Annotated in this window: 15 protein-coding genes; 10 read left to right on the top strand and 5 right to left on the bottom strand. The window is 58.6% G+C overall.

The window, feature by feature from the left end:
- Positions 1-35 precede the first annotated feature (35 nt).
- From ACZ1II_RS01710 to ACZ1II_RS01700, 3 genes are read left to right on the top strand one after another with little or no spacing between them, the layout of a single operon-like run.
- The gene (locus ACZ1II_RS01710; protein ID WP_465144078.1) at positions 36-1,205 is read left to right on the top strand and encodes an NADH-dependent flavin oxidoreductase; all 1,170 of its coding nucleotides are present in this window, start codon (positions 36-38) and stop codon (positions 1,203-1,205) included.
- Positions 1,189-1,956, top strand: coding sequence for a glucose 1-dehydrogenase (locus ACZ1II_RS01705; protein ID WP_465144077.1), 768 nt, complete (start codon positions 1,189-1,191; stop codon positions 1,954-1,956). Before ACZ1II_RS01710 ends, ACZ1II_RS01705 begins: the two co-directional genes overlap by 17 nt.
- 16 nt (positions 1,957-1,972) lie before the next feature.
- On the top strand, positions 1,973-2,665 hold the full coding sequence (locus ACZ1II_RS01700; protein ID WP_465144076.1) for a nitroreductase: 693 nt from the start codon (positions 1,973-1,975) through the stop codon (positions 2,663-2,665).
- Between the two features lie 102 nt (positions 2,666-2,767).
- Here ACZ1II_RS01700 and ACZ1II_RS01695 read toward each other — a convergent pair whose 3' ends face one another.
- Positions 2,768-3,373 (bottom strand): TetR/AcrR family transcriptional regulator, encoded by a 606-nt coding sequence (locus tag ACZ1II_RS01695; RefSeq protein WP_465144075.1) that lies wholly within the window; start codon positions 3,371-3,373, stop codon positions 2,768-2,770.
- 99 nt (positions 3,374-3,472) lie between these two features.
- Here ACZ1II_RS01695 and ACZ1II_RS01690 point away from each other — a divergent pair, with 99 nt between their 5' ends.
- The gene (locus ACZ1II_RS01690) at positions 3,473-4,684 is read left to right on the top strand and encodes an MFS transporter (protein WP_465144074.1); all 1,212 of its coding nucleotides are present in this window, start codon (positions 3,473-3,475) and stop codon (positions 4,682-4,684) included.
- A 217-nt stretch (positions 4,685-4,901) separates the two neighbouring features.
- Here ACZ1II_RS01690 and ACZ1II_RS01685 read toward each other — a convergent pair whose 3' ends face one another.
- Entirely contained in the window at positions 4,902-5,534 is a 633-nt protein-coding gene (locus ACZ1II_RS01685; protein WP_465144073.1) for a tyrosine-type recombinase/integrase, read from the bottom strand.
- Positions 5,535-5,824: 290 nt separating this feature from the next.
- On the opposite strand from ACZ1II_RS01685, the gene ACZ1II_RS01680 reads away from it, so the two are divergent.
- Entirely contained in the window at positions 5,825-6,187 is a 363-nt protein-coding gene (locus ACZ1II_RS01680) for a response regulator (protein WP_465144072.1), read from the top strand.
- A 93-nt stretch (positions 6,188-6,280) separates the two neighbouring features.
- Here the strand turns inward: ACZ1II_RS01680 and ACZ1II_RS01675 are convergent, their stop codons facing one another.
- Together ACZ1II_RS01675 and ACZ1II_RS01670 are read right to left on the bottom strand one after the other, a co-directional pair.
- Positions 6,281-6,427: a hypothetical protein gene (locus ACZ1II_RS01675; protein WP_160172155.1), complete on the bottom strand. Its 147-nt coding sequence runs from the start codon at positions 6,425-6,427 to the stop codon at positions 6,281-6,283.
- 29 nt (positions 6,428-6,456) lie between these two features.
- On the bottom strand, positions 6,457-6,657 hold the full coding sequence (locus ACZ1II_RS01670; protein ID WP_407635860.1) for a S1 domain-containing protein: 201 nt from the start codon (positions 6,655-6,657) through the stop codon (positions 6,457-6,459).
- On the opposite strand from ACZ1II_RS01670, the gene ACZ1II_RS01665 reads away from it, so the two are divergent.
- The 4 genes from ACZ1II_RS01665 to ACZ1II_RS01650 all read left to right on the top strand — a co-directional run bounded on the left by ACZ1II_RS01665 (position 6,565) and on the right by ACZ1II_RS01650 (position 8,600).
- Positions 6,565-6,873 (top strand): hypothetical protein, encoded by a 309-nt coding sequence (locus ACZ1II_RS01665; RefSeq protein WP_465144545.1) that lies wholly within the window; start codon positions 6,565-6,567, stop codon positions 6,871-6,873. The genes ACZ1II_RS01670 and ACZ1II_RS01665 overlap by 93 nt on opposite strands.
- A 157-nt stretch (positions 6,874-7,030) precedes the next feature.
- Positions 7,031-7,417 (top strand): hypothetical protein, encoded by a 387-nt coding sequence (locus ACZ1II_RS01660; RefSeq protein WP_465144071.1) that lies wholly within the window; start codon positions 7,031-7,033, stop codon positions 7,415-7,417.
- Between the two features lie 98 nt (positions 7,418-7,515).
- Positions 7,516-7,782 (top strand): antitoxin Xre/MbcA/ParS toxin-binding domain-containing protein, encoded by a 267-nt coding sequence (locus tag ACZ1II_RS01655; RefSeq protein ID WP_334185926.1) that lies wholly within the window; start codon positions 7,516-7,518, stop codon positions 7,780-7,782.
- A complete protein-coding gene (locus tag ACZ1II_RS01650; protein ID WP_465144070.1) occupies positions 7,776-8,600 on the top strand; it encodes a transglutaminase-like domain-containing protein in 825 nt (274 codons plus the stop codon). Before ACZ1II_RS01655 ends, ACZ1II_RS01650 begins: the two co-directional genes overlap by 7 nt.
- Here the strand turns inward: ACZ1II_RS01650 and ACZ1II_RS01645 are convergent.
- Positions 8,592-9,023 carry an acyl-CoA thioesterase gene (locus ACZ1II_RS01645; RefSeq protein WP_465144069.1) on the bottom strand — a complete coding sequence of 144 codons (432 nt, stop codon included), beginning with the start codon at positions 9,021-9,023 and terminating at the stop codon, positions 8,592-8,594. The genes ACZ1II_RS01650 and ACZ1II_RS01645 overlap by 9 nt on opposite strands.
- A 227-nt stretch (positions 9,024-9,250) precedes the next feature.
- On the opposite strand from ACZ1II_RS01645, the gene ACZ1II_RS01640 reads away from it, so the two are divergent.
- Positions 9,251-9,457, top strand: coding sequence for a cold-shock protein (locus ACZ1II_RS01640; RefSeq protein WP_031342023.1), 207 nt, complete (start codon positions 9,251-9,253; stop codon positions 9,455-9,457).
- The last annotated feature ends 439 nt before the right edge of the window (positions 9,458-9,896 follow it).

Below are 9,896 nucleotides of genomic sequence, written 5' to 3'. Positions count from 1 at the left end.
CTCGCCCCACCATTTCATTACAAAGGGCATCGCCCGTGAACGACGACGCACTGTTTGACGCCACCGCACTGGTGGCCGGTATCAATCTCCGCAACCGCGTGGTGATGGCACCCATGACAACCTGGGCCGCCAATGATGATGGGACGGTTTCCGATGAGGAGGAAGCCTATTATCGGCGACGCGCCAGGGATGTCGGCCTCGTCATCACCGGCTGTACTCATGTGCAGGCCAATGGCATTGGCTTCACCGGCGAATTTGCGGCCCATGACGACCGGTTTATCCCGAGCCTGAGCCGCCTTGCGCGCGCAGCCAAAAGCGGCGGGGCTCCCGCCATTCTTCAGCTCTTCCATGCTGGCGTGAAGACATCGCCCGCGCTGGTTTCCGACATTGTTGCGGCAAGCGCGGTTGAGGGGGAAGCGGGACCGTTCGCACCGGCAAGCATACCGCGCGCGCTCAGTGACGCGGAGGTTCTGGCGGTCGCGCAGGCCTTTGCCGATGCGACGCGGCGAGCGATCCTTGCAGGCTTCGATGGGATCGAACTTCACGGCGCACACGGATTCCTGATCCAGAATTTCCTTTCCCCGTATTTCAATCGTCGCGAGGATCGCTGGGGCGGTTCACTTGAGAACCGAATGCGATTTCCGCTCGCGGTGGTCGATGCGGTGCGTGGGGCGATCGCGCTCCATGCCGATCGGCCTTTTGCGCTGGGCTATCGGATTTCCGTCGATGAGGGCATCGCGACCGGCCTTCGGATCGCGGACTCGCTGCAACTGATCGATCGACTGGTCGAGCATGGCGTAAGCTATATCCATGTATCGCTCGGAAACGCGCTGGAGCAACGTCCGGTCGATGACAGCGCGGGCCGATCGATTGTTGACCTCGTGCAGGAGCGCATCGCCCACCGTGTTCCACTGATCGCGGCGGGCGGCATCCGAACCCCGGAACAGGCGCGACGGGGCATAGCCTCGGGCCTTGCCCTCGTCGCCATAGGCCAAGGGTTGGTGATGGACCCCGACTGGGTGGCGCAGGCGCGTGATGGGTGCGACAGCAATATCGCCGCTTCGCTCGCAGTTGCCGACATTTCCCGCCTCGCCATCCCGTCCAGGCTCTGGGCGATCATCGAAGCCACGCCCGGCTGGTTCAATGTCACCGAACAATCCGTGAAGGAAACGCAGCAGGTCACCGATCATGAACATCAGCTTTGATTTTACCGGCAAGGTGGCGCTCGTCACCGGGGCCAGCTCCGGCATCGGTCTTGCCACTGCCGAGGCTTTCTCCGCCGCTGGCGCATCGGTCGTCCTGGTGGACATCAATCGTATCGCCGTTGAAGCCGTTGCAGCGCGGTTTGTGGCGGCAGGGCATCGCGCGACTGCGCTGGTCTGCGACGTATCGGACGAGCGGCAGGTGGCGGCGATGATGGAAAGCGCTTTAGCCGCTTACGGTCAGCTCGACATGGCATTCAACAATGCCGGAATCGAGGGGCCATCGGGGCCGATCACGGATGAAACCGCCGAAGCGTTCAAGCAGGTCAATGCCGTTAATCTGCGTGGTGTCTGGGCGTGCATGAAACACGAGTTACTGCACCTGCGGACCCGTGGCAGCGGCGCGATCGTCAACTGCTCATCGCTTGGTGGGTTGGTCGGTCAGGCTGGGCGTGCGGCCTATCACGCCACAAAACACGGCGTCATCGGCCTCACCAAGAGCGCAGCGATCGAATACGCCCCGCTCGGCATCCAGATCAACGCAGTGTGCCCCGGCGTGATCGAAACGCCCATGCTGTCCAGCTTGCTGGAGCGCAGCCCGGAGGCGATCAGCGCGGTCATCAAGGATCAGCCGATCGGGCGGCTCGGGCGCGCTGATGAGATCGCCGCCGCCGTATTGTGGCTTTGCAGCGATGGCGCCAGCTTTGTGCATGGCGCAGCGTTGCCCGTCGATGGCGCCTTCACGGCGCACTGACCGGAAGGAAAAAACGATGGATATGGACGTGGCCGGATCGACGCTGCCCTTTGCTGAAACCGTAAGGATGCGGCGCTCGTGCCGCGACTTTCACACGGCGCCCGTTCCCAGCGCGTTGATCAACGAAGTGCTTGCGGATGCGCAATATGTCCCCTCGAATTGCAATACCCAGCCCTGGGCCACCCATATCGTCAGCGGTGCGAAGCGGGACGAACTGTCGCGCGCGTTGCATGAAGCCAATGACGCAGGCCACCTCACCCCGGATTTCTCATGGGACGAAATGGAGTTTGCCGGTCGGCTGGGCGAACGGCGACGCGAGCATGGCAAGCTGTACTATGAAAATCTCGGTGTGATGCGCGATGATGTCGAGGCCCGTCGTCGTGCGGGGGCGATCAACTTCTCCTTCTTCAACGCGCCGCATGTCGCACTGCTGTTCATGCCCACGATCGGCGACAATGTCCGCGTGGCGGGTGACATCGGCATGTACGGCCAGACGCTTCTGCTGTCTTTGGCCGCGCGTGGACTGGGGGGTGTTCCGCAGACCGTTCTAGGCCTCTATGCCGATACCGTGCGCAACGTGCTGCATGTGCCTGCCGATATGAAATTGCTGTTTGGTATCTCGTTTGGCTATCCGAACCTGGAAGCACCGGCCAACAAAGCCAGGATCGGCCGCGACCCGTTGTCGGACTCGGTCATATTTCATGATTAGCCTGAAGTTTGTGACCGGCCTTGAGGCGGACCTCTGAACCGAGCAAGGTGGATCAGGGCGCACTCGGCAGAATTCCGTCAGTCACGCATCAACCTTCTACCGTCAGGCTGCAGCTTGATCCCAAAGCCGCATTAACGACGTAATCGCTGCGTCGATCTGCGATAAAGGTACGCCGTCTCGGGCTTCCACTGATATGCCGCTCAGGAAGGTGCTAAACATCCCCGCCATTGCGGCCGTGTCAGTACCTGGTGAAAACTCTCCCTCCGTTTTTGCTCTCTCAACATGCCGTTCGATCCCTTGGCGGTTGCGTTGACGCTCCTGCACCAGGATCGCCTCGACCTGCCGATTTTCTGGCGAGCAGTTGCTGGCACCGAGCATGATCAAGCAGCCTGGGGGATGCGATTGCGCCGTTTGCATAGCGGCGGATTTGCGCAGTGCCGTCTCGATCGCATTGCGCGGGGCGAGCGTATCGTCCTTGAGGCTGGCGGTCACTTGACCGTAGGATCCGATATAACGGTCCACGACATCCTGGAACAGCGCTTCCTTTGACGTGAAAGCCGCATAGAAGCTGGCCGACGATAGCCCTCCCATGCTGGACCTGAGCTGCGACAAGGATGTCGGCTCATAACCTTGGGCCCAGAAAAGCATCATGGCCGCATCGATGGCGGCGTCTCGGTCAAAAGTGCGTGGGCGTCCTGTGCGGGGCATGCCATCCTCATTTATGGATCGACCATTCTATAAATCATTGCCATCCGGTTGTCACCTGCGTAGTTGTGGATCGATCAATCCATAAATGTGAAGGCTTCCATGGCGAACGAAAAATTCAACCGGGCAAGCGGTCCCATGCCAGTTTCCGCACTTCTAGCGCTGGCGATGACTGGCTTCATCTGCATCGCCACCGAAACCCTGCCGGCCGGACTGCTGCCGCAAATTTCCTCGGGCATGGACATTTCATCAGCGCTCGCGGGCCAAACTGTTACCGCTTATGCGATCGGCTCACTGATCGCTGCCATTCCCCTCAGCATCGCGACGCAGGGGTGGCGGCGGCGCAGCGTATTGTTGCTGACGATTGTCGGTTTCCTCGTCTTCAACTCGATCACTGCACTTTCACATAACATACTGCTCACGATGGCAGCCCGGTTCATGGCCGGCATGTCGGCGGGATTGGCCTGGAGCCTGTTGGCGGGATACGCGCGCCGGATGGTTACACCTGAACAACAGGGCCGAGCGATGGCGATTGCCATGGTGGGAACGCCTGTGGCCTTGTCCCTCGGTGTTCCCTTTGGAACCTGGCTCGGCGCCGCAGTCGGCTGGCGTTCTGCCTTTGGTGTCATGTCGTTGCTAACGATCGTGCTGATCTTGTGGGTTCTGGCGAAGGTTCCCGATTATCCCGGCCAAGCCCGCAGTGCGCGAATGCCGCTTCACCGCGTTCTCACTACCCCAGGAGTCCGTCCCGTCCTGGGCGTCGTCGCCAGCTGGATGCTCGCACACAACATCCTTTATACCTACGTGGCGCCGTTCGTGACGCCTGCTGGTCTGGCAGACCATGTGGATCTCGTCCTGCTCACATTTGGCATGACAGCTTTGGTCGGAATATGGCTGACCGGGAAGCTGGTAGACCATTTTCTGCGGTCGACCGTGCTGGCCAGTCTTGCTCTGTTCGCGCTGGTCACGGTGACGCTTGTGCTAGGCGCTAGATCCGTCATCGTTATATACGCATGCACTGCGATCTGGGGGCTGACCTTTGGCGGCGCAGCAACTTTACTTCAGACCGCCCTGGCAGATGCTGCCGGCGACAGCGCGGACACGGCTCTGTCGATGAATGTCGTTGCCTGGAACGGTGCGATCGCAGCGGGCGGCCTTGCTGGCGGCTTTATGCTTGAGGTTTGGGGTGTCGCAGCATTTCCCTGGGCCATGCTCGCGTTGATATGCGTTGGTTTCATGATGGCATGGTCATCAAGTACGCACGGCTTTCCCGCAGGAAGCCGCATGGGAGGTATGGCGGTCATAGGACATTGATTTAACTCGGCTGCATGGGAGGCATCGCCTCGACTTTGGGCCTCCCATGTTTGAGCAAGGGAAGCTGCGGGAGTGACAGCTTCGTCCCAAACCAAATCATGATCCAAATATCCGCTTCCGGGAGCGAGAATATCGCTCTCGAACGGCGGGAATGGGCGCAGATCAGCTGCCACGCTGGAGGGTCTGGCTCCTTGCAATGGCAAGGAGCCAGACAATTTCAGATCTCAGTGCACTCTGCGAGGGGCAAAGCATCCTCCACGTCCACGCCGAGGTATCTGACCGTGCTCTCAATCTTCGTGTGCCCAAGCAAAATCTGGACAGCGCGGAGATTTCCAGTCGCCTTGTAGATGATCGATGCCTTCGTTCGGCGTAGAGAGTGAGTGCCATAGTCTTCGCCGGGCAAGCCGATCCCGGTAACCCATTCGTCGACAAGACGAGCATATTGCCGGGTGCTTATGTGGGCAGCGTGATTGGTGCGACTAGGGAAAGCAAAGTTCTCCAAGGATCCACCGCGGAGTTCGAGCCATTTGAGTAGGCTAGCGCGGGCATCGGTCATCAGTTCAAACTGAACCGGCCTGCCCGTCTTCTGCTGTACGACCGTAGCCCGTGTTCGAATTTTCCGATCGCAAACGATATCGCTGATCCTGATCTTCACCAAATCGCATCCACGAAGCTTACTGTCGATGGCAAGGTCAAAGAGAGCCCGGTCGCGGACCCGCCCATGCTGGTCGAGAAAGAAGCGGATCGCCCATATCTGATGGGGTTTGAGCGCTCGCTTCGCACCAACTTTGCGCCCGGCGTTCCAAGACACCCTCTCGCGAGCAGCGGGATCAAATTCTGATAATCCCATGACACATCTCCTGTGGCCCTGACGGCCTCAGGGTAGAACGCTTCAAAGCAGGCGCGACCATTATCGCCGTTCAACAGCCAATTCGCGCTCCCAAGTGCGGTAGGTCAGCTTCGTCATTCTGCGCGCCGCGACATATTTGCAAATTGGCCGAATATTTAAAGGAGACTGGAACTCATAGGCCTTGTCGCTGTTTTGCTGATTGGGTTCGATCGGAGCCTGCGAGCCTCGGCCCATGAAATCGGGACGGCAAGCCGGGCTGACTGCTGCGCCCCGCAGAAAGCCGTCTTTTCATGCCGCCTCTACCGATTGTCCTCGTTGTCGAGGATGAACCCATTATTTTGCTGGCCGCCTGCGAGATGGTCGAAAGCGCGGGATTCATTACGAGAGAAGCAGCGAACGCTACATGTGCTCTCAGAATCCTCGTGGAAAACCCTCCGATCGCGATCCTCTTTACCGACATAGACATGCCGGGCCCGATCGACGGCCTAGCATTGGCTTTTGAAGCACAGGCTCGCTGGCCGATGATCGGCATCATTATCACTTCGGGCCGAAGGCCGTTGGCACTGCACGAGCTGCCTGCCGGCGCTATCTTCCTTGAAAAACCATACCTCGAACGGGCACTCACGGAAGCATTAGCGAACGTTCTCTCTTGAGTCGCGCTCGCGCAGGTCTTTGCGACGTCCATATAGCAGATTTGGATACGGCCCATCTGACGAGAGGGTGCGCCGGCTGAAGCCGGGTGCGGATCAATCGACCATGGCAGCGACAAGACGCCGCAATCGATCCCGGCTTAGCAGGCCGGTGGGCCGTTGAACCGGACCGTTATGTCCGGCGGCTGGTTGGTAGATGGCATTGTCGGGACGCTTTTCCGCGCCTTTGATGTTGATATGCATGTTTTCCTATGGTGCGGATTTTTCCGCGTTTATCTTCTGAAACCGCTGCGCCGTCTCGGCGGTTCTCCGGCTTGCTCCGGCGCCCTTTCACGAAACGCGATCCGGCCCTTCGAAAGATCGCAAGGCGTCATTTCGACATGTACGCGATCTCCTTCCATCGAGCGGATGCAGACCTGCGCATCTTGCCCGCAGTAGGCGATGATCTTGTGCTCATTATCGAGCAGAACCACGAAGCGGCCGATCGGGAATGGATTTCCTCGACAAAGCCTTCCGTCAGCGACTCTTCTTTGGTCGATCCACGGTGTCCCGAAATCGAGGGCACCCGCCGACATGCATGCGCAAAAGCGGCGGTCATGAGAGCCAAGCTGATGGCTGAAAAATCCTGCGCGAGCAGGCGCAAATTCGTCAAGAGCGACGATTCAAAATCCTTATACATGATAAAATAAATTCTTCAATGCCGGTGATAATTTTTAAATATTTGATCAGTTCATGGAATCCTCTCGCCGAGTACGGTGAAATTCTGTAGAAGGAAAATATTGCCGGTCATTTTTGCATATCGGCGACTGAGAGACCAAGCGTGCTCCCGCAAAAAGGAGAGTCCGCATGGATCTCAATCAGCTACTTTATCACCATCAGATCGCGCTCATCGAATTTACCGCCCGCAGCAAGCGCAACCGTGATGCCGGGTCGCGGTTCGATCTGATGCGCCATTATGCAACCATGATCGCCCGGCTGCAAAAGGACATGGGGTGGCGGCCTACCCCCAATGGTCATGAACTGGCCATCGCGGAACCAATTTGCCTGCCTGAGGTCGCGCCCGACGGATATCCCGCCGTGCGGACGTCAATGGCATCGCATGCCGAGAGACGATCTGACCTTTCGGCGGCGCAGCGAGATATCCGATCTTGCGTTTACACTGCTGGGCGGCCGCGTGGCCGCACGGGATTTCCTGCTCGGTCCGGTCCCCGATCACGCATGCACCGTGCTTGAGATCGCAACCGGCTCCTCAATCGGACAGGCCCAGATAACCAGTATGCTCTGGAAGATCGCCGCGCGTCGGGTGCGGCCGTATCAGTAGGAAATTCGAAATGGCAAGCGACGAAAAGCCCGCTCGGCCTGCTCGCGCGAAAGTGCGCTGGTCGGATCGCCCTAAACTGGCGCCAGATGCGGCAAGTCGCCAGGGGTTGGTGACGAGGCTGGCGCTTGAAGCATTCGGAAGCCGGGACAAGGCCATCGCCTATCTCAACACGGCTTGCGGCAAGCTCGGCGGACGACCGCTTGATCTCGCCGTGGAATCCGCGGAGGGACTGGGCCGGGTGGAGCGCGCCCTTGCGAACCTTAGGCCTGCATGCTGATCCGCGCGGGATACGATATCGCTTTCACCTGTGAGCAGCCTGTGCCGATGCTGGCGCACCTGAGCGTCCATGCTTCGCGCAACAAGGATCTGCGCACGCCGCAGCGCTTGTTCACGACGCCAGGTGTCCCGGTTTATGACTACATCGACAGCTTTGGCAACATCTGTACCCGCCTCGCCATTCCGGCCGGCGGCCTGACGCTGTCCTGCGGTTTTGTCATCGAGGATGATTTCCAGCCTGACCCGGTGGCACCGGAGGCATTGCAATCATCGATCGAGGCTTTGCCAGACGATGTGATGCTCTACCTTCTGGCGAGCCGTTACTGCGAGACGGACCGGCTGAGCGAAGTGGCATGGGATCTGTTCGGCAAAACCCCTCGGGGCTGGGCACTGGTCCAAGGCATCGTGGATTTTGTACATCGTCACGTCCGCTTCGACTACATGAAGGCGCGGCCGACAAAGACAGCGCGGGACGTGTTCGAGGAGCGCGAAGGTGTCTGCCGCGACTTTGCCCATCTGGCGATCACGCTGTGCCGCTGCATGAACATACCCGCACGCTACTGTACAGGATATCTCGGTGACATGGACTTGCCAAAGCCACTAGGCGAAATGGATTTTTCGGCATGGTTCGAAGTGTGGCTGGGCGATCGCTGGTATGTCTTCGATGCAAGGCACAACCGCCCTCGTAGCGGGCGAATATTGATGGCGCGAGGACGTGATGCGGCTGATGCGGCACTGACGATGACCTTCGGACGTGTCACACTTTCCCGGTTCGACATCTACACCGACGAAGACAGGTTGGGCCTCGCGTCACCGTAATGCTGGAGCGGTCTGCTCATCGGCGGCTTCGGGAAAGAAACATGCTATTACGGCAGCTGACACCCGGACCGGACGCTGTGTCACGGCATCAACACAGCACCAGCGCGATTTCACCTCGGCAATCACTTCGCTGCCGCGCCGGATCGCCGTTTCGTAGAATGCGCTTTCCCGCCGGACCTGCTCCAGCACCACATTGGCCGTCAGCTGGTCGCGAAGGAATGCCGGTCTGCGGTACGTGATCTCATGTTTGAGCGCGATCCATAGATATTCTGTAATCGCCTGAGGAGATGCGACCCTCTGCCAATGTTGGATGACAGCTGCCTGTACCCATTTCAAATATATGGAATTATTAACGTGCCCCACGAAGTCGATGTCGTCGATTTCGATCCCCAAAGGGCAATCATGCATTTGCGCGGAATTCATGATGTCATGTATCACATCGATATGACATTCCGGATTCATTTTTGGATGAGAACCCAGTCGCCACTATCTATTTTTTTAAAAGCGCGTACAAGAACCAAGCTGAAACGTCGCCTGCGACGGATATTGGGCCGCCAAGGCTCCCCTTTGTCCTTTACTAGCCTCACGAAGCCGGGATGCGCCGCGATTGGCGCATGCCCGTCATACTGCATTGGGCAAAGGATACCCATATGATCACCGGCACCGTAAAATTCTTCAACGCTGACAAGGGCTTCGGCTTCATCGCTCCCGAAACGGGCGGGGATGACGCCTTCGTTCACATCAGCGCGGTCGAACGCGCGGGCATGCGGACCCTGAACAAGGATCAGCGCGTGTCCTACGAACTGGAAACCGACCGTCGCGGCAAGACCTCGGCCGTCAATCTCCAGTCGGTCTGAATAAACGAGATTGGCGGAGCATTACCAGGTCCGCCAATCTTGGTCGCCGGGCGCAGGAGTAAATTTATGTCGTCGCTGGCATTTTATCGCGAACAAGCAGATCTTCAGACAATTGCAGCGGATGCCGCAAGCCTGCCACAGGTGCGTGATCGATGTCTGCGAGCCGTGTCCGCGTGGACCGAATTGGCCGATCGAGCCCAGAAGACCGAAGATGCTCGGAAAGCTAAGGCCTTGGACACCGGGGCAAAAGCGATAACCTCGGTCTTAGTGGGGCACTGAGTGAATCGAGGCAGCCCGAGGCCCTGTTTTTTATGACGCAAAGCGCGTTATTGCACATACCACCACCAGAATTATGGCGCCACATGGCATAAAAATAAGAATAATTCTGGAATGAGCTTTACCAAATTTCGTGGCGGCTATGGCATTTTATGCGATCGTG

The sequence above is a fragment of the Novosphingobium sp. BL-S-20 genome (assembly GCF_055521635.1).
This window is presented reverse-complemented; position numbering and strand designations above follow the sequence as displayed.

Bases quoted from the DNA above. Each gene is read 5' to 3' on its own strand.
- ACZ1II_RS01705 (WP_465144077.1), top strand. From the start codon at position 1,189: ATGAACATCAGCTTTGATTTTACCGGCAAGGTGGCGCTCGTCACCGGG.
- ACZ1II_RS01700 (WP_465144076.1), top strand. From the start codon at position 1,973: ATGGATATGGACGTGGCCGGATCGACGCTGCCCTTTGCTGAAACCGTA.
- ACZ1II_RS01695 (WP_465144075.1), bottom strand. From the start codon at position 3,373: ATGCCCCGCACAGGACGCCCACGCACTTTTGACCGAGACGCCGCCATC.
- ACZ1II_RS01690 (WP_465144074.1), top strand. From the start codon at position 3,473: ATGGCGAACGAAAAATTCAACCGGGCAAGCGGTCCCATGCCAGTTTCC.
- ACZ1II_RS01685 (WP_465144073.1), bottom strand. From the start codon at position 5,534: ATGGGATTATCAGAATTTGATCCCGCTGCTCGCGAGAGGGTGTCTTGG.
- ACZ1II_RS01680 (WP_465144072.1), top strand. From the start codon at position 5,825: ATGCCGCCTCTACCGATTGTCCTCGTTGTCGAGGATGAACCCATTATT.
- ACZ1II_RS01675 (WP_160172155.1), bottom strand. From the start codon at position 6,427: ATGCATATCAACATCAAAGGCGCGGAAAAGCGTCCCGACAATGCCATC.
- ACZ1II_RS01665 (WP_465144545.1), top strand. From the start codon at position 6,565: ATGTACGCGATCTCCTTCCATCGAGCGGATGCAGACCTGCGCATCTTG.
- ACZ1II_RS01660 (WP_465144071.1), top strand. From the start codon at position 7,031: ATGGATCTCAATCAGCTACTTTATCACCATCAGATCGCGCTCATCGAA.
- ACZ1II_RS01655 (WP_334185926.1), top strand. From the start codon at position 7,516: ATGGCAAGCGACGAAAAGCCCGCTCGGCCTGCTCGCGCGAAAGTGCGC.
- ACZ1II_RS01650 (WP_465144070.1), top strand. From the start codon at position 7,776: ATGCTGATCCGCGCGGGATACGATATCGCTTTCACCTGTGAGCAGCCT.
- ACZ1II_RS01645 (WP_465144069.1), bottom strand. From the start codon at position 9,023: ATGAATTCCGCGCAAATGCATGATTGCCCTTTGGGGATCGAAATCGAC.
- ACZ1II_RS01640 (WP_031342023.1), top strand. From the start codon at position 9,251: ATGATCACCGGCACCGTAAAATTCTTCAACGCTGACAAGGGCTTCGGC.